Source organism: Pseudomonas sp. B20(2017) (genome assembly GCF_002113125.1).
Taxonomy (GTDB): domain Bacteria; phylum Pseudomonadota; class Gammaproteobacteria; order Pseudomonadales; family Pseudomonadaceae; genus Aquipseudomonas.
In genome coordinates, this window is record NZ_NEJP01000020.1 from 22,902 (window position 1) to 43,028 (window position 20,127).

20 protein-coding genes are annotated in these 20,127 nt (G+C 59.5%); 14 read left to right on the top strand and 6 right to left on the bottom strand.

The window, feature by feature from the left end; genetic code table 11:
• Positions 1 to 18 precede the first annotated feature (18 nt).
• The gene (locus tag CAF63_RS24455; protein WP_007950971.1) at positions 19 to 507 is read right to left on the bottom strand and encodes a DUF3015 domain-containing protein; all 489 of its coding nucleotides are present in this window, start codon (positions 505 to 507) and stop codon (positions 19 to 21) included.
• 300 nt (positions 508 to 807) lie between these two features.
• Between CAF63_RS24455 and CAF63_RS24460 the strand changes: the two genes are divergently transcribed.
• Both CAF63_RS24460 and CAF63_RS24465 read left to right on the top strand, forming a co-directional pair.
• Positions 808 to 3,246 (top strand): Lon protease family protein, encoded by a 2,439-nt coding sequence (locus CAF63_RS24460; protein ID WP_085689716.1) that lies wholly within the window; start codon positions 808 to 810, stop codon positions 3,244 to 3,246.
• A gap of 311 nt (positions 3,247 to 3,557) precedes the next feature.
• Positions 3,558 to 3,887, top strand: a complete 330-nt coding sequence (locus tag CAF63_RS24465) for a hypothetical protein (RefSeq protein ID WP_007950969.1) — start codon at positions 3,558 to 3,560, stop codon at positions 3,885 to 3,887.
• 25 nt (positions 3,888 to 3,912) lie between these two features.
• Here the strand turns inward: CAF63_RS24465 and CAF63_RS24470 are convergent, their stop codons facing one another.
• Positions 3,913 to 5,742: a hypothetical protein gene (locus CAF63_RS24470; protein ID WP_085689718.1), complete on the bottom strand. Its 1,830-nt coding sequence runs from the start codon at positions 5,740 to 5,742 to the stop codon at positions 3,913 to 3,915.
• A gap of 162 nt (positions 5,743 to 5,904) precedes the next feature.
• Here CAF63_RS24470 and CAF63_RS24475 point away from each other — a divergent pair, with 162 nt between their 5' ends.
• The 3 genes from CAF63_RS24475 (at position 5,905) to CAF63_RS24485 (ending at position 7,578) form a co-directional block, all read left to right on the top strand.
• Positions 5,905 to 6,393: a TIGR00645 family protein gene (locus CAF63_RS24475; protein WP_085689720.1), complete on the top strand. Its 489-nt coding sequence runs from the start codon at positions 5,905 to 5,907 to the stop codon at positions 6,391 to 6,393.
• Positions 6,394 to 6,528: 135 nt separating this feature from the next.
• Positions 6,529 to 6,834 carry a DUF6482 family protein gene (locus CAF63_RS24480; RefSeq protein ID WP_085689722.1) on the top strand — a complete coding sequence of 102 codons (306 nt, stop codon included), beginning with the start codon at positions 6,529 to 6,531 and terminating at the stop codon, positions 6,832 to 6,834.
• Between the two features lie 126 nt (positions 6,835 to 6,960).
• The gene (locus tag CAF63_RS24485; protein ID WP_085689724.1) at positions 6,961 to 7,578 is read left to right on the top strand and encodes an FKBP-type peptidyl-prolyl cis-trans isomerase; all 618 of its coding nucleotides are present in this window, start codon (positions 6,961 to 6,963) and stop codon (positions 7,576 to 7,578) included.
• A gap of 49 nt (positions 7,579 to 7,627) precedes the next feature.
• Here CAF63_RS24485 and CAF63_RS24490 read toward each other — a convergent pair whose 3' ends face one another.
• The 3 genes from CAF63_RS24490 to CAF63_RS24500 form a co-directional block, all read right to left on the bottom strand.
• Positions 7,628 to 7,885, bottom strand: a complete 258-nt coding sequence (locus tag CAF63_RS24490; protein WP_007950964.1) for a hypothetical protein — start codon at positions 7,883 to 7,885, stop codon at positions 7,628 to 7,630.
• A gap of 207 nt (positions 7,886 to 8,092) precedes the next feature.
• Positions 8,093 to 8,434 (bottom strand): zinc ribbon domain-containing protein YjdM, encoded by a 342-nt coding sequence (locus tag CAF63_RS24495; protein WP_007950963.1) that lies wholly within the window; start codon positions 8,432 to 8,434, stop codon positions 8,093 to 8,095.
• Between the two features lie 125 nt (positions 8,435 to 8,559).
• Positions 8,560 to 9,528, bottom strand: coding sequence for a polyprenyl synthetase family protein (locus tag CAF63_RS24500; protein ID WP_007950962.1), 969 nt, complete (start codon positions 9,526 to 9,528; stop codon positions 8,560 to 8,562).
• Between the two features lie 241 nt (positions 9,529 to 9,769).
• Between CAF63_RS24500 and rplU the strand changes: the two genes are divergently transcribed.
• The 5 genes from rplU to CAF63_RS24525 all read left to right on the top strand — a co-directional run bounded on the left by rplU (position 9,770) and on the right by CAF63_RS24525 (position 13,523).
• Entirely contained in the window at positions 9,770 to 10,081 is a 312-nt protein-coding gene (gene rplU, locus CAF63_RS24505) for a 50S ribosomal protein L21 (RefSeq protein WP_003228361.1), read from the top strand.
• Positions 10,082 to 10,116: 35 nt separating this feature from the next.
• Complete coding sequence (rpmA, locus tag CAF63_RS24510) at positions 10,117 to 10,374, top strand: 50S ribosomal protein L27 (RefSeq protein ID WP_003228360.1); 258 nt, start codon at positions 10,117 to 10,119, stop codon at positions 10,372 to 10,374.
• Between the two features lie 193 nt (positions 10,375 to 10,567).
• Positions 10,568 to 11,791: an Obg family GTPase CgtA gene (gene cgtA / locus CAF63_RS24515; RefSeq protein WP_011336011.1), complete on the top strand. Its 1,224-nt coding sequence runs from the start codon at positions 10,568 to 10,570 to the stop codon at positions 11,789 to 11,791.
• Between the two features lie 137 nt (positions 11,792 to 11,928).
• Positions 11,929 to 13,047 carry a glutamate 5-kinase gene (proB, locus tag CAF63_RS24520; RefSeq protein WP_085689726.1) on the top strand — a complete coding sequence of 373 codons (1,119 nt, stop codon included), beginning with the start codon at positions 11,929 to 11,931 and terminating at the stop codon, positions 13,045 to 13,047.
• Between the two features lie 11 nt (positions 13,048 to 13,058).
• Complete coding sequence (locus tag CAF63_RS24525) at positions 13,059 to 13,523, top strand: CreA family protein (protein WP_085689728.1); 465 nt, start codon at positions 13,059 to 13,061, stop codon at positions 13,521 to 13,523.
• A gap of 116 nt (positions 13,524 to 13,639) precedes the next feature.
• Here the strand turns inward: CAF63_RS24525 and rpsT are convergent, their stop codons facing one another.
• Positions 13,640 to 13,912 (bottom strand): 30S ribosomal protein S20, encoded by a 273-nt coding sequence (rpsT, locus tag CAF63_RS24530; protein ID WP_011336008.1) that lies wholly within the window; start codon positions 13,910 to 13,912, stop codon positions 13,640 to 13,642.
• A 252-nt stretch (positions 13,913 to 14,164) separates the two neighbouring features.
• Here rpsT and murJ point away from each other — a divergent pair, with 252 nt between their 5' ends.
• The 4 genes from murJ (at position 14,165) to lspA (ending at position 20,121) form a co-directional block, all read left to right on the top strand.
• Positions 14,165 to 15,703, top strand: a complete 1,539-nt coding sequence (gene murJ, locus CAF63_RS24540) for a murein biosynthesis integral membrane protein MurJ (protein WP_085689730.1) — start codon at positions 14,165 to 14,167, stop codon at positions 15,701 to 15,703.
• A 129-nt stretch (positions 15,704 to 15,832) separates the two neighbouring features.
• Positions 15,833 to 16,771, top strand: a complete 939-nt coding sequence (gene ribF, locus CAF63_RS24545) for a bifunctional riboflavin kinase/FAD synthetase (RefSeq protein WP_003228347.1) — start codon at positions 15,833 to 15,835, stop codon at positions 16,769 to 16,771.
• Positions 16,772 to 16,784: 13 nt separating this feature from the next.
• The gene (gene ileS / locus CAF63_RS24550) at positions 16,785 to 19,616 is read left to right on the top strand and encodes an isoleucine--tRNA ligase (RefSeq protein ID WP_085689732.1); all 2,832 of its coding nucleotides are present in this window, start codon (positions 16,785 to 16,787) and stop codon (positions 19,614 to 19,616) included.
• Positions 19,609 to 20,121 carry a signal peptidase II gene (gene lspA / locus CAF63_RS24555; RefSeq protein ID WP_007959539.1) on the top strand — a complete coding sequence of 171 codons (513 nt, stop codon included), beginning with the start codon at positions 19,609 to 19,611 and terminating at the stop codon, positions 20,119 to 20,121. The genes ileS and lspA overlap by 8 nt, the downstream gene beginning before the upstream one ends.
• Positions 20,122 to 20,127 lie beyond the last annotated feature (6 nt).

Here is a 20,127-nt window from a genome sequence, read left to right on the forward strand (position 1 = left end):
GAAGCGGGTGGGTCGAGCTTAAGCCTGAGTCGCGTACTTGGCCAGACGTGGGTCTGCCTTCAGGACGGCCAGGGTGTTGGTATGCACGTCTTCGGCGGTCACGTCAGCCTTGCTGAAGATCTGCTGGAAGTGCTCGTGAGTGACGGCGGCGAAGTGCGCACGGTCTTCCGGCGCCACGCCCAGTACCACGGCATAGGTCGTCAGCGCTTCGCCGTTGCCTTTTGCCATGTCTTCGGACAGCTCGTTCATCATGCCATTCATGGCAAACCAGGATTTGCCGCCGTAAGTCAGCGAAGCGTTGGTGGAGCAACCGTTGGTGCCGGACGTCATGCCGAAGGTGGCGTTGCCGGAGGTGCCGTTGGTGGTGGATGCCAGGAAGTGAGCCGGGGTGCCACGCTGACCTTCGAACAGCATGTTGCCCCAACCGCAATCCGGGCCCCCTGGAGCTTGCGCCATCGCGTTGATGGATACAGCGGTGAAGAGAGTACCGAGAAGAATCCGTTTCATAGCTTTGTTCTCTTTATGTGCATACCAATGGACAGGGTTCTGGCCCCCAAGCTCTGTACGAAACAGATCCAGACGAAGCCAGTGGGCCGGTATTAGTTCCAGCCGCGCAGTTTGGAGTTTAGGCACGTTCCGAGGGTTCCGTGAGTTTTTGCACAATATTTGGAATAAACCCCGGTTTGGCGGGGCCCGAGTGCAGGCAGGCCGGTTGTCTATGCTTTGTCGTATGGCGCGCCTTGCCAGTGGGGCACGGGCAACGCCAGAATGCCGCTATCTGCCCCGCCTGATTGTTAAGGAAGCCCGATGCCTGATCCTGTTGCTGCCAGCTTGCGTCTAGCGCCCGAAGCGCTGACCCGTCCGTTTTCCGCTGAACAGTTCAGCTTCACTACCACCAATGATCTGGAGCCCTTTCGCGGTGTGCTTGGCCAGGAACGTGCGGTCGAAGCCTTGCAGTTCGGTGTGGCCATGCCACGCCCCGGTTACAACGTATTCGTCATGGGCGAGCCCGGCACCGGCCGTTTCTCGTTCGTCAAACGCTACCTGAAAGCCGAAGGCAAACGCCTGCAGACCCCGGCGGACTGGGTCTACGTCAACAATTTCGATGAGCCGCGCGAACCTCGCGCCCTGGAGTTGCCGTCGGGCAGCGCCGCTGCGTTCATCGGCGATATCAACGGTCTGATCGACAACCTGCTGGCGACCTTTCCTGCGGTTTTCGAGCACCCGTCCTACCAGCAGAAGAAGAGCGCCATCGATCGCGCCTTCAACCAGCGCTACGACAAGGCACTGGACGTCATCGAGCGCCTGGCCCTGGAAAAAGACGTCGCCCTGTATCGCGACAGCAGCAACATCGCCTTCACCCCGATGCTCGAAGGCAAGGCGCTGGATGAAGCTGAATTCGCCCAATTGCCGGAAGCCGAGCGCGAACGCTTTCACGACGATATTTCCAGCCTTGAAGAGCGCCTGAACGAAGAGCTCGCCAGCCTGCCGCAATGGAAGCGCGAGTCGAACAACCAGCTGCGTCAGCTCAACGAAGAAACCATCACCCTGGCCTTGCAGCCCTTGCTCGCACCGCTGTCGGAAAAGTACGCGGAAAACGCTGCCGTCTGCGGTTACCTGCAAGCGATGCAGGTGTATCTGCTGAAAACCGTGGTCGAGCAACTGGTCGACGACAGCAAGACCGACGCGGCCGCGCGCAAGCTGCTGGAAGAGCAATACGCGCCGAGTCTGGTGGTCGGTCATCCGGCCAGCGGCGGTGCGCCGGTGGTGTTCGAACCGCATCCGACCTATGAAAACCTGTTCGGCCGCATCGAGTACACCACCGATCAGGGCGCGCTCTACACCACTTATCGCCAGTTGCGCCCGGGTGCGTTGCACCGCGCCAACGGCGGTTTCCTGATCCTTGAAGCGGAAAAAATGCTCGGCGAGCCGTTCGTATGGGATGCGCTCAAGCGCGCCCTGCAATCGCGCAAGCTGAAGATGGAATCGCCGCTGGGCGAGATGGGCCGTTTCGCCACCGTGACGCTCACCCCGCAACACATTCCGTTGCAGGTCAAAGTGATCATCATCGGTGCGCGTCAGCTGTATTACACGCTGCAAGACCTCGATCCGGACTTCCAGGAGATGTTCCGCGTTCTGGTGGACTTCGACGAAGACATCCCGATGGTCGATGAAAGCCTTGAGCAGTTCGCCCAGTTGCTGAAAACCCGTACATCGGAAGAAGGCATGGCGCCGCTGACCGCCGACGCGGTGGCGCGTCTGGCGACCTACAGTGCGCGCCTGGCCGAGCATCAGGGGCGTTTGTCGGCGCGGATCGGCGATCTGTTCCAGCTGGTCAGCGAGGCGGATTTCATCCGGCATCTGGCCAACGATGAAATGACCGACGCCGGCCACATCGAGCGTGCGCTCAAGGCCAAGGCCACCCGCACCGGTCGTGTCTCGGCGCGGATTCTCGACGACATGCTGGCGGGGATCATTCTGATCGACACCGACGGCGCCGCAGTCGGCAAGTGCAACGGCCTGACCGTGCTCGAAGTCGGCGACTCGGCGTTCGGTGTGCCGGCGCGGATTTCCGCCACGGTGTACCCGGGCGGCAGCGGCATCGTCGACATCGAGCGCGAGGTCAACCTCGGTCAGCCGATCCACTCCAAGGGCGTGATGATTCTCACCGGGTATCTGGGCAGCCGTTACGCCCAGGAATTCCCGCTGGCGATTTCCGCGAGCATCGCGCTGGAGCAATCCTACGGCTACGTCGATGGCGACAGTGCGTCGCTGGGCGAGGCGTGCACGTTGATTTCTGCGTTGTCGAAAACCCCGCTCAAGCAGTGCTTCGCGATCACAGGTTCGATCAACCAGTTCGGTGAAGTGCAGGCAGTGGGCGGGGTCAACGAAAAGATCGAAGGCTTCTTCCGTCTCTGCGAAGCACGCGGTTTGACGGGCGAGCAGGGTGCGATCATTCCGCAGGCCAACGTCGCCACGCTGATGCTCGACGAGAAGGTGTTGGCGGCGGTGCGTGCCGGGCAGTTCCATGTTTACGCGGTGCGCCAGGCCGATGAAGCGTTGAGCCTGCTGGTGGGCGAGCCGGCCGGTGAGCCGAACGAGGAAGGCGAATTCCCCGAAGGCAGCGTCAATGCGCGGGTGGTGGAGCGCCTGCGAGTGATTGCCGAGATGATCAGCGAAGACGATCTGAAAGAGGCCGAGAAGGAACTGGTGCAGGAGGCGCTGGCTGAGGCAAAACCGGCCTGATCTCGTTACTGTTGTTCCCTGTGGGAGCGAGCTTGCTCGCGAAGGCGTCCTGCCAGTCTACGAATACGTTGCCTGATAAAACGCTTTCGCGAGCAAGCTCGCTCCCACATTTGTTTTGGATGAGTTTCGAGCAAAAGTGCCATCACTCTGGCGTCAATATTCACACAATGACCATTCGGCGCCTTCTGGTTCTGCGCGGCTTGCGCGCCGGACTTTTCTTCTATTCTCTGCTCAAGGACATCGACAGTATCACTGGATCGAAACAGCTCTTCAGCAAGGGCTGAACACCGGCTTTACCGAGGGTCGCCGCCATGTCGCGCAACCTCTGCCTCACCCGTCAATGCCTGGGTCTTGTGACCCGTATCGAATGCGCCATCAAGCCGTTGGCCGGCGATAACGGCATGTGGACGCTGCTCTTCGCCGCCGGCATGGCCGGTGAACAACCTTCCGCCATCAAGGCTCAGGGCCCGTTTCACGGGCCTATCGCCGCCGAGTCGATTCTCGACACCATCGTTGAAAGCCTGACGATGCACGGCTATGAACTGGCCAATGATCCACAGATCTGGTCGTTGCATCTGCAGGCGCAGTTGCGGCAGATCAATGGTGGACGCGGACGCAGCATCGGCACTTTCGACCATTAGCGTCAGCGTCGATCACCAGTGCCGATCAGGGCGCTGCGCCCTGGGTCTGCGCTTTGTCGAGTTTGACCTCGAAGCCGTATTGCACGGTGGCGAGGTCGGTTCGCTGGTAGGTTTCCACGTGCGTCGGATGGCCGTAGAAATAATGCACGCCGAATAACGCCGGCCCTTCCGCGCTCGCGTCGTGACTGACCGACAGAATCTGCTTCAGGTAATGACCGCTGTCGTCCTTGACGAAGAATCGCCATTCGTTGGCGGGGAATCGCTTCAAATCCACCACCAAGGCGTTGTTCCTGATTTCCAGACCTTTGGGCAGGGCCTTGGCTTCATAAGCCTTTTTGTCCACTGCGGCCAGGAACAATGGCATCGAGCCGACGGCAATCGCCGGGGTTTCCGGGAACAGATTCAGGTCGTAGGTGATGGTCGCCTGCAGCGGATCGACCTGGTATGCCTCGGGCGGCAGTTCGATGGGCTCGTCGAGTTTGCCGTTGTGTTTTTCAGTGAAAAACGTCACCGGGCTTTCGCCGGGGCTGAAGTCGTCGCCGAGCATTTCATCATTGAAGGTTTTGCGGTGGTCGAACTCGATGCGCGCGGCGCTTGGTTCTTCAACCGATTGGCGGATATGAACGCCGCTTTTCAGCTGTTCTTCTGTCAGGGATGCGCCCTTGAGCCAGTCGGGCGCCTGGTCGTCGTAGACGGTGATCGGCAGGTCCAGCGGCTGCACGGTTTTTTCCGTGGTGTGCGGATCGAACTCGCGCACGGGCAGATCCAGCGCCTTGCGGGTGACGGTCGCTTCGGAAAAATCCAGCAGGCTGACTTCAAGGGTGTCGATCGGGCCGTTGAAGTACACCTTGTTGTAGTGGCGCGGGTGCTGTTGCTCAAAGGCCTGTTGTTCATCGTCCAGTTTTTTTTCCAGCGCCTCGCTCCAGGCTTTTTGCTGTTGCAGATAAGCCAGCTGCTTTTGATAGAACGCCACCTGTTCGGGGTTTTCGTTGATGGCGCCGGCACGCACCAGATACTGGCCCGTCGAGTCGCGGGCCTGGACGATCAACGGATTGAGCCGGGTATTGGCGACTTCCGGGGCGAGCGGCAGCTGGTTGCTGAACTCGAGTTCGGCGTAGTGCGTATCCAGTTTCAGCAGGGTCACGCTGAGGTTGCCGTCAGAGCGGGTCTGGCCGACGTCTTTTTTATCCAGATTGAAACTGTGCAGGCGTTTCGGGGCGATGACATCCACCCGGCCTTGCAGGCTGACCGGGCGCGGCAGGTTCTTCTTGTCGACATTCAGCCCTTCGATGAACGGGTAGGTGACGGTCAAATCATCGGGGTTGGTGACGTTGGAGCTGGACGGGCTCAACTGAATGCCCGGATCGGTTTCCGACCATTCCGGCTGATACGCGATGACCCGTTTGTTGCTCAGGGTTACCGATTGCCATTCCACGCCATGGGGGAACAGAAAACCGCCGGGGATGTTGAGCACAAAGGGGAACACTGGTTGCAGATCGGTGAGGTAATCGGAGCTGGAATCCTTGTGCAACACAAACAGGCCATTGATGAAGGTGTCGACCAGTGCCTGGGGTGTCGGGTAGTGCCGGAGTACGCCGAGGGCGTCTTCGCCGTATTCGGTTCGGGGCGGTTTGTTGTCGAGCTTCTGTTGTGCGCGTTCGAGCAACAGTAGCGAACCGCCGAGTTCGGTCACGGCGTCCTTGAGTTTCGGGTCGGTGATGGCGTCCAGCGATTGCTCGAACTGCGCGGTCTTTTCTTCGAGGCTGACGACGGGTTTTTCATCGCCGGGCGAGCACCCGCCCAGCAACAGGGCGAAGCAAATTCCGGCAGTCGTTATCGGCAATCGCACATCCATTTCCAGTCGTCCTGTCCACTGTCGCTGGGCTGTCAATCATTTGGACACTAGCAGAAAAACTTTGACACACACGTGCAGGTGGCGGATTTTCGAGCGGTTTCTGGCTGTCATGGGCGGCTGGTATACTCGCCGCCGATTTCAACCCTTTTTGTGTGAGAGTCAATGGAACGCTTTATCGAAAATGCAATGTACGCCACGCGCTGGCTGCTGGCGCCGATCTACATCGGGCTGTCCCTGGGGCTGCTGGCGCTGGCATTGAAATTCTTCCAGGAAGTGTTTCATGTCATTCCCAACGTCTTCTCCATGGCCGAGTCCGAGCTGATTCTGGTGCTGCTGTCGCTGATCGACATGGCGCTGGTCGGTGGCTTGCTGGTGATGGTGATGATTTCCGGCTACGAGAACTTCGTGTCCGAGCTGAACATCGATGAAGGCAAAGAGAAGCTCAGCTGGCTGGGCACCATGGACTCCTCGTCGCTGAAGATGAAAGTGGCGGCGTCGATCGTGGCGATCTCCTCGATCCACCTGCTGCGGATCTTCATGGACGCCAAGAACGTCGATCCCGAGCACCTGATGTGGTATGTGATCATCCACATGACCTTCGTGGTTTCGGCGTTTGCCATGGGTTACCTGGACAAGCTCACCAAGCATTGATGAGGTGTCGAAGGCTGTAACAAAACCGCCCGTCTGTTGCGAAACAGACGGGCGGTGTCGTTTGTGACTTGTGCTTTGTGGCGCCGAGGCATATCCCTGTAGGTCTCAAGGCTCGCCACCGCGTGAGGTGCGTTCATGAACCTGCAAGAGTTGAATGCGTTTGCCGTCGCCAGAAAGGTCGACGAACTGAATCTGATCTCCATGGAAGGCGGAATCTATCTGCTCGAAGCCCGGATGCATGGTGCGGCGTACCCGCTGAGCGATGCACAGGGGAAAATGCTGACGCTGCGTTCGGTCGAGCATGCCCGGGATGTGCTGCATGACTTGCCGGTGCTGCCGTTCAACCTGGTGCACACCTCGGTGCACGATGAAATGTGCGGTCTTGGCGCCAGTGCCGAAGAAAGCCTGAAGGTGCCGCTGGCCTGGCGATCCGCGCTGTAGGCCCGAGGGCCTGATCAATGCCGGAGCATCTGTGCTAGTCTGCTCGCCCTTTTGGTTCCGGGCGCGCCGGGACGCGCTGTGTACGCACGGCATGTCCTGAGGCCGTCCGCACAGCGGAGCAGTGTCATGTCCGAAGTAAATCTGTCCACCGACGAAACCCGCGTCAGCTACGGCATCGGCCGTCAACTGGGTGACCAGCTGCGCGACAACCCGCCACCGGGTGTCAGCCTGGACGCCATCCTGGCCGGTCTGACTGACGCATTCGCCGGCAAGCCAAGCCGCGTGGGTCAGGAAGAGCTGTCCGCCAGCTTCAAAGTGATCCGCGAGATCATGCAAGCCGAAGCCGCTGCCAAGGCTGAAGCCGCCGCTGGTGAAGGCCGTGCGTTCCTGGCTGAAAACGCCAAGAAAGACGGCATCACCACGCTGGCTTCCGGTCTGCAATTCGAAGTGCTGACTCAAGGTGAAGGCGCCAAGCCATCCCGCGAAGACACCGTGCGTACTCACTACCACGGCACGCTGATCGACGGCACCGTGTTCGACAGCTCCTACGAGCGTGGCCAGCCGGCTGAATTCCCGGTGGGTGGCGTTATCGCTGGCTGGACCGAAGCCCTGCAACTGATGAATGCCGGCAGCAAATGGCGTCTGTACGTGCCGAGCGAGCTGGCCTACGGCGCTCAAGGCGTTGGCAGCATCCCGCCGCACAGCGTTCTGGTGTTCGACGTCGAGCTGCTCGACGTTCTGTAATCCCGTTACCCTGCACAAGCGTGGCTTGTGCAGGGTTTCTCCGTCGTTCTCATACTTCGATCTTGTTGTGCAGTTCACTGGTCGGGCGCAAGGCCCGGGCATAGCAGAACAGGAACAGATTGCGCACCAGCTCCTTGAGCACCAACGGCTCGCTGGAACTCAGGCCGCTGACGTCCAGATCCCCTTGATCCTGCAACTCGTGCAGGGCTTCTTCTTCCAGTACGGCGCAAACTTCACCGGTTTCCCGATGCAGGATCCTGAGGTACGGGTGCGGGCGATCCAGCCAGGCGTCGATCAAATAAGTCATGGTTCTCATCTCCATTGAAAAGGTTTAAATGAGAATAATTCTTATTCGTCAAATAGCAAGCGCCTATTGGCGGTTTGTGATTTTTTGCGGGTAAAGATTGCGTAAGGTCAAAACGGCTGGCGTTTGGCTATTGCGAGGATTTGTTGGGGGATGCGGGGGAGGGCGAAGCTCCATCCCACGGCGGGCGCGGGATGGAAGACAGCAGACTCAGACTTTTCTGACAAACTCGGATTTGAGTTTCATCGGGCCGATGCCGTCGATCTTGCAGTCGATGTCGTGATCGCCATCGCACAGGCGGATGTTCTTGACCTTGGTGCCGACCTTGACCACCAGCGAGGTGCCCTTGACCTTCAGGTCCTTGATCACGGTGATGGTGTCGCCGTCCTGCAGGACGTTACCGACCGAATCTTTCTTCACGGCGTCATCGGACGCCACTTCGGCTTCACCGCCGGCAGACCACTCGTGGGCGCACTCCGGGCACACCAGTTGGGTGCCGTCTTCGTAGGTGTATTCGGAATTGCATTTCGGGCAGGGTGGCAACGTGCTCACTAAGGCTCCTTGGAGAGGGGATCACTAAAAGTCGCACATTGTATAGGGTTTTAGCCGCCGATGGCAGGCAACAAAAAACCGCAGGCTCCGGCGGAGGCTGCGGTTTTATGATGATGCGGCGTTGATCAGTGCGTACGGGCGACCGCGAACTCGCTCAGCTCAACCAGTGCATCGCGGTATTCGCTGGCCGGCAGCGCGTCGAGGCACTTGATCGCGCGGGCCACGTAATCGCGGGCCAGTTGCGCGGTGTACTCCAGCGAACCGGAGGCTTCCACGGCGATACGGATGCTTTCCAGGTCTTCGATCCCGCCTTTCTGGATCGCCTGGCGTACCAGTGCGGCTTGCTCTGGCGTGCCTTCGCGCATGGTGTAGATCAGCGGCAGGGTCGGCTTGCCTTCGGCCAGATCGTCACCGACGTTCTTGCCCAGGGTTTCGGCGTCGCCCTTGTAGTCGAGCAGGTCGTCGACCAGCTGGAACGCCACGCCCAGGTGGTCACCGAAGGTGCGCAGGGCTTCGCTCTGCTCGGCGGTGGCACCGGCCAGCGCGGCGGCGCTGTGGGTCGACGCTTCGAAGAGCATCGCGGTCTTGCCGCGGATGACTTCCATGTAGGTTTCTTCGGTGGTGCTGGCGTCGCGAACCTTGGACAGCTGCAGCACTTCGCCTTCGGCGATGATGCGCGTGGCCTGGGACAGGATCTTCATCACCGGCATCGAGCCCAGTTCGACCATCATTTCGAACGAGCGCGAGTACAGGAAGTCGCCGACCAGTACGCTCGGGGCGTTGCCCCACATGGCGTTGGCGGTCGAACGGCCACGGCGCATGCCGGACATGTCGACCACGTCGTCATGCAGCAGGGTCGCGGTGTGCAGGAATTCGATGGTGGCGGCCAGCAGGCGCATGTCGTCGCCTTCGCGACCCAGGGCCTTGCCACACAGCAGCACCAATAAAGGACGCAGGCGTTTGCCGCCGGCCGACGTGATGTAATCGCCGATTTTCGATACCAGCGGCACTCGGGAAGTCAGCTGCTTCTTGATGATGCCGTCGACGGCGCTAAAATCGTCCGCCACCGCGCGGTAGAAAGCTTGGGGTTGCATCAGCGACAGGTGCTCCAGAAGGGTTGCGCGGCATGCTAGGACCCACGTCCGGGCCTGTCAAGGCGCGATGGACGGCCCCTTGCATGACTTCGAAGGCTTGCGTACAATCGCGCACCCTGAACTTCCTGGGCAGCACCTGCCTTACGCAATTGCACTTGGGCCGTTCCAGCCCCATGCAGCCATGCCAGCCAATACCTCTTCTTATAAAGAGCTGGGTGAGCAGGATTATCGGAGAAATACCATGTACGCAGTAATCGTTACCGGCGGTAAGCAATACAAGGTCGCTGAAGGTGAATACCTGAAGATCGAAAAACTGGAAGTCGCTACTGGCGAATCCGTGACTTTTGACCGCGTTCTGTTGGTCGCCAACGGCGACGACGTGAACATCGGCGCACCTGTTGTTGCTGGCGCAACCGTCAAGGCTGAAGTGATCTCCCAAGGTCGTCACGATAAAGTCCGCATCATCAAGTTCCGTCGCCGTAAGCACCACATGAAGCGTATGGGCCACCGCCAGTGGTTCACCGAGATCAAAATCACCGGTATTCAGGCTTAATTACAGCCTAATTCCTCACTAGGAGAATTGAACTCATGGCACACAAAAAAGCTGGTGGTAGTACCCGTAACGGTCGCGACTCAGAAGCCAAACGCCTTGGCGTGAAGATGTATGGCGGCCAGGTCATCAAGGCCGGCAACATCATCGTGCGTCAGCGCGGCACCCAATTCCACGCTGGCTACGGCGTTGGCATGGGTAAAGATCACACCCTCTTCGCGAAAATCGAAGGCGTGATCAAGTTTGAAGTAAAAGGCGCCTTCGGTCGTCGTTACGTGAGCGTTGTCGCAGCCTAACTGCGAGAGTGCTGGAGAAGCCCTGTCTTGCGACGGGGCTTTTTCGTTTGTGGGGTGAGTCTCTTGCAAAGCTGTTTGTATGGGCTGCCGGCGTGCGATGCAGGTCGTGGATTGGGGTCGCTGCGCTCATTTTTGCAAGAGTCTTATGTCTTGATTGTTTTTCGGCTCGTCCGTACGGCGAGAGGCGTTGGTTATGAAGTTTGTTGATGAAGTATCGATCCGCGTAAAGGCTGGCGACGGCGGCAATGGCTGCATGAGTTTTCGTCGGGAAAAATTCATTGAAAACGGTGGCCCGAACGGTGGTGACGGCGGTGACGGCGGTTCCATCTTCATGATGGCCGACGAAAACCTTAACACCCTGGTGGACTACCGTTACACCCGGCACTTCGATGCCGAGCGTGGCTCCAACGGCGGCAGCACCGACTGCACCGGCAAGAAGGGTGAAGACCTGATCCTGCGCGTGCCGGTCGGCACTACCGTGATCGACTCCGCTACCCAGGAAGTCATCGGTGACCTGACCAAGGCCGGTCAGAAACTGATGGTGGTTCAGGGTGGTTGGCACGGTCTGGGTAACACCCGATTCAAATCCAGTACCAACCGTGCGCCGCGCCAGACTACGCCGGGTAAGCCGGGCGAGCAGCGCGATCTGAAGCTGGAAATGAAAGTGCTGGCCGACGTCGGTCTGCTGGGGCTGCCGAATGCCGGTAAAAGTACCTTTATCCGTTCGGTGTCGGCTGCCAAGCCGAAAGTCGCCGATTACCCGTTCACCACGCTCGTGCCAAATCTGGGTGTGGTCAGCGTCGATCGCTGGAAGAGCTTCGTCATCGCCGACATTCCGGGTCTGATCGAAGGCGCTTCCGACGGTGCCGGTCTGGGGATCCGTTTCCTCAAGCACCTGGCGCGTACCCGTCTGTTGCTGCACCTCGTCGACATGGCGCCTCTGGATGAAAGCAGTGCGCCGGACGCCGCTGAAGTGATCGTCAACGAGCTGATCAAGTTCAGTCCGTCGCTGGCCGAGCGTGATCGCTGGCTGGTGCTGAACAAGTGCGACCAGATCCTCGAAGAAGAGCACGAAGCGCGGGTCAAGGAAATCGTCGATCGTCTGGAGTGGACCGGTCCGGTCTACGTGATCTCGGCCATCGCCAAAGAAGGCACCGAGCGCCTGACGCGCGACATCATGCGTTATCTGGAAGATCGTGCCGATCGACTGGCCAATGACCCGGCCTACAAGGAAGAGCTCGCCGACCTCGATCAGCGCATCGAAGACGAAGCCCGTGCGCAGTTGCAGGCGCTGGATGACAAGCGTGCCCTGCGTCGCAGTGGCGTGAAGTCGGTCCACGACATCGGTGACGATGATTGGGACGAAGAAGATGTGGATGATGAAGACGGTCCGGAAATCATTTACGTGCGTGACTGATTCGTTGCAGTAAACTTAAGCGCCGCTCAATCGAGCGGCGTTTTAGTATCTGGAAATCGATTGTTGGTCACGAAGAATCACGAATAACGTCACGGGCAGTGCCAGGTCGCGCTGCCCTCAAGCTAAGGTTGAAGATGATGCGGAGCAAGGTGACAGGTGCGCAGCGTTGGGTCGTGAAGATCGGCAGCGCTTTGCTGACAGCGGATGGCAAAGGGCTGGATCGCGCGGCAATGGGTGTCTGGGTCGAGCAGATGGTGGCTTTGCATGAGGCCGGCGTCGAGCTGGTGCTGGTGTCCTCAGGGGCAGTGGCGGCGGGCATGAGTCGCCTGGGCTGGACCGCTCGACCCAGTGCGATGCACGAGCTTCAGGCCGCTGCAGCAATCGGTCAGATGGGCTTGGTGCAGGCCTGGGAATCGAGCTTTGCCGAGCATGGCCGACACACCGCGCAGATTCTCCTGACCCATGACGACCTGTCCGACCGCAAGCGCTACCTGAACGCCCGCAGCACCTTGCGTGCGCTGGTCGAGCTGAAGGTCATCCCGGTAATTAACGAAAACGACACCGTGGTCACCGACGAAATCCGTTTCGGCGACAACGACACGCTCGCAGCGCTGGTGGCGAATCTGGTCGAGGCTGATCTGCTGGTGATCCTGACGGATCGCGACGGTATGTTCGACGCTGATCCGCGCAACAATCCTGATGCACAGCTTATTTACGAAGCGCGCGCCGATGATCCGAGCCTGGATGCGGTGGCCGGCGGCACTGGTGGTGCGCTGGGTCGAGGCGGCATGCAGACCAAATTGCGCGCGGCGCGTCTGGCGGCGCGCTCCGGGGCGCACACCATCATTGTTGGCGGGCGTCTGGAGCGCGTGCTCGATCGTCTGAAAGCGGGTGAGCGCATTGGTACGTTGCTGTCGCCCGAGCGCGGCATGCTGGCGGCGCGCAAGCAGTGGCTGGCCGGTCACCTGCAGACCCGTGGCACGCTGGTGCTGGATGACGGTGCGGTTTCCGCGTTGTCCCAAGGCAATAAAAGTCTGCTGCCGGTTGGCGTCAAACTGGTTCAGGGTAGTTTCCGTCGCGGCGAAATGGTGGTTTGCGTGGCGCCGGACGGTCGTGAGATTGCCCGTGGTCTGGCTAACTACAGCGCGCTGGAAGCACAAAAAATCATCGGTCAGTCGTCGGATGCGATTGTCGGTTTGCTGGGTTACATGGCTGAGCCGGAACTGGTTCACCGTGACAACCTGATTCTGGTGTAAGGAAAAACGCGATGCGTATGGCAAAAGGATTTTTGGGCTTGCTGATGGCGTTGCCGTTGCTGGCCTCGGCCGAGGAAATCGGCCAAGTGTCGACGGTGTTCAAATTTGTCGGGCCGAACGACCGGATTGTGGTCGAGGCATTCGATGATCCGAAGGTTGAGGGTGTGACCTGCTATCTGTCCCGCGCCAAGACGGGCGGTGTAAAGGGTGGGTTGGGTCTGGCCGAGGATCGTGCCGAGGCGTCCATAGCTTGCCGTCAGGTCGGGCCAATCAACTTCAAGGGTGAATTGAAGGATGGCGAAGAGGTGTTCAAGGAGCGCACTTCGCTGGTGTTCAAGACGATGCAGGTGGTGCGTTTCCTCGACAAGAAGCGCAATACGCTGGTGTATCTGGTCTATAGCGATCGTCTGATCGAGGGTAGCCCGCAAAATGCGGTGACGGCGATACCGATTCTGCCGTGGGCGCCAGTTCATTGATTTGGATGTAAATAAATAGAGGAGTCGGTTGGCTCCTCTTTTTTTTGCGTTGCTTTTGGCAAATCGCAGGCAATAAAAAACCGACCCTTGGGTCGGTTTTTTAATGATTACGTCGCTTAGGCAGCAGCTTTCAGTGCCTTGACGTGACCATTCAGACGGCTCTTATGACGAGCAGCCTTGTTCTTGTGGATGATGCCTTTATCGGCCATACGGTCGATAACAGGCACAGCCAGAACGTATGCAGCTTGAGCTTTTTCAGCGTCTTTTGCGTCGATGGCTTTAACTACATTCTTGATGTAGGTACGAACCATGGAACGCAGGCTGGCGTTGTGGCTGCGACGCTTCTCAGCCTGTTTTGCACGTTTTTTGGCGGAAGGTGAGTTGGCCACCGTCGAGCTCCTCGAAAGACTTTTTAGGAAATAGCAAACAAAATAGGCCGCGAATCATGCCGATGAAGAGATGTCTTGTCAAGGGCGCTTGAGACGTTCCGCTAAGTGGTAGGTATAAAGAGGCGGGATATTTATTTCCGGCGCTTGACCTGTAAACTCGCGAGCTTTGGCTCTGTGCTGTTGCGGCGCGGAGTATCGCACAAGTGGGCGCGTTATTCGCCTGCTGTTTATCGACAGGCACACATTCCTTCAATGAATCTGCTCAAATCGTTGGCCGCCGTCAGCTCTATCACGATGCTTTCCCGGATTCTCGGGTTCGTTCGCGACACACTCATCGCCCGCACTTTCGGCGCCGGAATGGCGACCGACGCCTTCTTCATCGCCTTCAAACTGCCCAATCTGCTGCGCAGGATCTTCGCCGAGGGGGCATTTTCCCAGGCTTTTGTGCCGATCCTGGCCGAATATAAAAGCCAGAAGGGCGAAGAGGCGACCCGCACCTTTATTGCGTACGTTTCCGGCCTGCTGACGCTGGTACTGGCGCTGGTCACTGCGCTGGGCATGATCGCCGCGCCCTGGGTGATCTGGGCCACGGCGCCGGGTTTCACCGATACGCCGGAAAAATTCCAGCTGACCTCCGACCTGCTGCGAGTGACCTTCCCCTATATATTGCTGATCTCCCTGTCTTCGCTGGCGGGTGCGATCCTCAATACCTGGAACCGTTTCTCGGTGCCGGCATTCGTGCCGACTCTACTCAACGTCAGCATGATCGTGTTTTCGCTGTTCCTGACGCCGTACTTCGATCCACCGGTCATGGCCCTCGGCTGGGCGGTGCTGGTCGGCGGCCTGGCGCAGTTGCTCTATCAACTGCCGCACCTGAAAAAGATCGGCATGCTGGTGCTGCCGCGCCTTAATCTGCGTGATACCGGTGTCTGGCGGGTGATGAAGCAGATGTTGCCGGCGATCATTGGTGTCTCGGTCAGTCAGATTTCCCTGATCATCAACACCATCTTCGCCTCGTTTCTGGTAGCAGGTTCGGTGTCGTGGATGTACTACGCCGATCGTCTGATGGAATTGCCGTCCGGCGTGCTGGGTGTGGCGTTGGGCACTATCCTGCTGCCGACACTGGCCAAGACCTACGCCAGCAAGGATCGCCACGAATATTCGCGGATTCTCGACTGGGGTCTGCGCCTGTGCTTCGTGCTGGTGCTTCCGTGTGCGCTGGCGCTGGGGATTCTGGCCGAGCCGTTGACCGTTTCACTGTTCCAGTATGGCCAGTTCAGCGGATTTGACGCGGCCATGACCCAGCGGGCGTTGATTGCCTATTCTGTCGGTCTGCTCGGTATTATCGTGATCAAAGTGTTGGCGCCAGGCTTCTATGCGCAACAAAACATCCGTACACCGGTAAAAATCGCAATCTTCACCTTGGTGGTTACTCAGCTGTTCAACCTGGTATTGATCGGCCCGCTGGCGCACGCCGGTCTGGCGTTGGCGATCAGTGCCGGTGCCTGCCTGAACGCCGGCCTGCTGTTCTATCAACTGCGCAAGCAACAGATGTATCAGCCGCAGCCAGGCTGGCTGAAGTTCGGTTTCAAGCTGTTGGTCGCTGTGGCGGTGATGTCGGGAGTGCTGCTGATCGGCATGCATTTCATGCCCGCGTGGGATCAGGGCCACATGCTTGAGCGTTTCCTGCGCCTGGGCGTGCTAGTGGTTGCTGGCGTGGTCGCTTATTTCGGCATGTTGCTGTTGCTCGGTTTCCGCCTGCGTGACTTCAATCGCAAGGCGTTGAGCTGAGGTTTTACCCTTGAAAAACGGACGCGAGCCGGCAGTTTTGTCGGCTCGAACACTTTGGGTTACGGTGTTGCCTGTCGTCGGCCGTCGGGTGTGGTTATAATCGGCCACTTTATGAGCAAGAAGCGCGTTATGCAGCTGGTTCGAGGCCTCCACAATCTGCGCCCCCAGCATCGGGGCTGCGTCGCCACTATTGGCAACTTTGACGGTGTTCACCGTGGTCACCAGGCCATTCTGGCCCGACTGCGTGAGCGTGCGCTCGAGTTGGGTGTACCCAGCTGCGTGGTGATTTTTGAACCGCAGCCACGGGAGTTCTTTGCCCCGGAGACCGCGCCCGCGCGCCTGGCCCGGTTGCGCGACAAGCTGCAACTGCTGGCGGCCGAAGGCGTCGACCGGGTCTTGTGCCTGGCCTTCAACCAGCGCCTGAGCAAACTCAGCGCCAGCGAGTTCGTCGATACCATCCTGGTCGATGGCCTCGGCGTGCAGCATCTGGAGGTCGGTGACGATTTCCGCTTCGGTTGCGACCGTCTCGGCGATTTCGATTTCCTGTTGCAGGCCGGCCAGGTCCACGGTTTCACCGTGGAAGCTGCGCAAACCGTCGAGCTGGATGGCATTCGCGTCAGCAGCACCCAGGTACGCAACGCGTTGGCCGCCGCCGATTTTGCCTTGGCCGAGCGGTTGCTCGGTCGCCCGTACCGGATTGCCGGTCGCGTGCTGCATGGCCAGAAACTGGCCCGCCAGTTGGGTACGCCCACGGCGAATATTCAACTGAAACGCCGTCGCGTGCCGTTCACCGGGGTTTACCTGGTCGACGTCGATATCGACGGCAAGACCTGGCCCGGCGTCGCCAATATCGGCGTGCGGCCCACGGTGCAAGGTGATGGCAAGGCCCACCTTGAAGTTCATCTTTTAGATTTTGCCGGCGATCTGTATGACCGGCGTTTGACGGTGGTTTTCCACCAGAAGCTGCGTGAAGAGCAGCGTTTCGCCTCCCTGGAGGCACTGAAAACGGCGATCAATGCGGATGTCGCCGCCGCCCGTGCACTAGCCGCACCTAGCGCCCATCGCTAATGAAGAGCCTTAAATGACCGACTATAAAGCCACGCTAAACCTTCCGGACACCGCCTTCCCAATGAAGGCCGGCCTGCCACAGCGCGAACCGCAAATCCTGCAGCGCTGGGACAGTATTGGCCTGTACGGAAAGTTGCGCGAGATTGGCAAGGATCGTCCGAAGTTCGTCCTGCACGACGGCCCTCCGTACGCCAACGGTACGATTCACATCGGTCACGCACTGAACAAGATTCTCAAGGACATGATCATCCGCTCGAAGACCCTGTCGGGCTTCGACGCGCCGTACGTTCCGGGTTGGGACTGCCACGGCCTGCCGATCGAGCACAAGGTTGAAGTGACCCACGGCAAGAACCTGGGCGCGGACAAGACCCGCGAGCTGTGCCGTGCCTACGCCACCGAGCAGATCGAAGGGCAGAAGTCCGAGTTCATCCGTCTCGGCGTGCTGGGCGACTTCGCCAACCCGTACAAGACCATGGACTTCAAGAACGAGGCCGGTGAAATCCGCGCCCTCGCCGAAATCGTCAAGGGCGGTTTCGTGTTCAAGGGCTTGAAGCCTGTGAATTGGTGCTTCGATTGCGGTTCGGCCCTGGCCGAAGCGGAAGTCGAGTACGAGAACAAGAAGTCCTCGACCATCGACGTGGCTTTTCCGATCGCTGACGAGGCCAAACTGGCCGCCGCGTTCGGTCTGCCATCGCTGAGCAAACCTGCCTCGATCGTGATCTGGACCACCACCCCGTGGACCATCCCGGCCAACCAGGCACTCAACGTTCACCCGGAATTCACCTATGCGCTGGTCGACATCGGCGACAAGCTGCTGGTGCTGGCTGAAGAGCTGGTCGAGTCCTGCCTGACCCGTTACGGCGTTGAAGGCACCGTGTTGGCCACCGCGCCGGGGTCGGCGCTGGAGCTGATCAACTTCCGTCATCCGTTCTACGACCGTCTGTCGCCGGTGTACCTGGCCGACTACGTGGAACTGGGCGCCGGCACCGGCGTGGTTCACTCCGCCCCGGCCTACGGTGTGGACGACTTCGTGACCTGCAAGAAATACGGCATGGTCAACGACGACATCCTCAACCCGGTACAGAGCAACGGCGTTTACGTGCCGTCGCTGGAGTTCTTCGGCGGCCAGTTCATCTGGAAGGCCAACCCGGCCATCGTCGAAAAACTCACCGAAGTCGGTGCGCTGATGCACACCACCGTCATCGAACACAGCTACATGCACTGCTGGCGTCACAAGACCCCGCTGATCTACCGCGCCACTGCGCAATGGTTCATCGGCATGGACAAGGAGCCGGTGTCCGGCGACACCCTGCGCCAGCGCTCGCTCAAAGCCATCGAAGACACCAAGTTCGTGCCGGCCTGGGGCCAGGCGCGCCTGCACTCGATGATCGCCAACCGTCCGGACTGGTGCATCTCCCGTCAGCGTAACTGGGGCGTGCCGATCCCGTTCTTCCTGAACAAGGAAAGCGGCGAACTGCACCCACGCACGGTCGAGCTGATGGAAGAAGTCGCCAAACGCGTCGAAGTCGAAGGCATCGAAGCCTGGTTCAAACTCGACGCTGCCGAGCTGCTGGGCGATGAAGCGCCGCAGTACGACAAGATCAGCGACACCCTCGACGTCTGGTTCGACTCGGGCACCACGCACTGGCACGTCCTGCGCGGTTCACACCCGATGGGCCACGAGACCGGCCCGCGTGCCGACCTGTACCTGGAAGGTTCCGACCAGCACCGTGGCTGGTTCCACTCGTCCCTGCTGACCGGTTGCGCCATCGACAACCACGCGCCATATCGCGAGCTGCTAACCCACGGCTTCACCGTGGACGAGTCCGGTCGCAAGATGTCCAAGTCCCTGGGCAACGTGATCGCGCCGCAGAAAGTCAACGACACCCTGGGCGCCGACATCATGCGTCTGTGGGTCGCCTCGACCGACTACTCCGGCGAAATGGCTGTTTCCGATCAGATCCTGCAACGTAGTGCGGACGCTTATCGCCGTATCCGTAACACCGCGCGTTTCCTGCTTTCCAACCTGACCGGTTTCAACCCGGCCACCGACCTGCTGCCAGCTGAAGAAATGCTGGCGCTCGATCGCTGGGCCGTGGATCGCACCCTGCTGCTGCAGAACGAGCTGAAAGAGAGCTACGGCGAATACCGTTTCTGGAACGTCTACTCGAAAATCCACAACTTCTGCGTGCAGGAGCTGGGTGGTTTCTACCTCGACATCATCAAGGATCGCCAGTACACCACTGGCGCCGACAGCAAGGCCCGTCGTTCGTGCCAGACCGCGCTGTTCCACATCTCCGAAGCGCTGGTGCGCTGGATCGCACCGATCCTGGCCTTCACCGCCGACGAACTGTGGCAATACCTGCCGGGCGAGCGCAACGAATCGGTGATGCTCAACACTTGGTACGAAGGCCTGACCGAGTTGCCGGAAGGCTTCGAGCTGGGTCGCGAGTACTGGGATCGCATCATGGAAGTGAAGGTCGCGGTCAACAAAGAGATGGAAATCCAGCGCGCGGCCAAGGCCGTCGGTGGCAACCTGCAAGCCGAAGTGACGCTGTTCGCAGAAGACGCGCTGACCGCCGACCTGGCCAAACTGAGCAACGAGCTGCGCTTTGTCCTGATCACCTCGACGGCCACTGTTGCGCCGTTCGTGCAGGCTCCGGCTGATGCTGTGGCCACCGAAGTCAGCGGCCTGAAGCTGAAGATCGTCAAGTCCGCCTTCCCGAAATGTGCCCGTTGCTGGCACTGCCGCGAAGACGTCGGCGTGAATCCGGAGCATCCGGAAATCTGCGGCCGTTGCGTGGACAACATCGATGGCGCCGGCGAGGTTCGTCACTATGCCTAATGCCGTTGGCCGTTTCGGACGGCTGAGCTGGCTCTGGTTGAGCTTGCTGGTTCTGGTTATCGACCAGGCCAGCAAGTTCTACTTCGAAGGCAAGCTCGAGATGTTCCAGCAGATCGTGATCATCCCTGATTACTTCAGCTGGACACTGGCCTACAACACCGGCGCTGCGTTCAGCTTCCTCGCGGACAGCTCAGGCTGGCAGCGCTGGCTGTTCGCGCTGATCGCGATTGCGGTCAGTGCGGTGCTGGTGGTCTGGCTCAAGCGCCTGGGTCGCAATGAAACCTGGCTGGCCATCGCGCTGGCGCTGGTTCTGGGTGGCGCACTGGGCAACCTTTATGACCGCATTGCCCTGGGCCATGTAATCGACTTCATTCTGGTGCACTGGCAGAACCGCTGGTACTTCCCGGCGTTCAACTTCGCCGACAGCGCCATCACCGTTGGCGCGGTGATGCTGGCACTGGACATGTTCAAAAGTAAGAAAACCGGAGAAACCGTTCATGACTGAACAGGT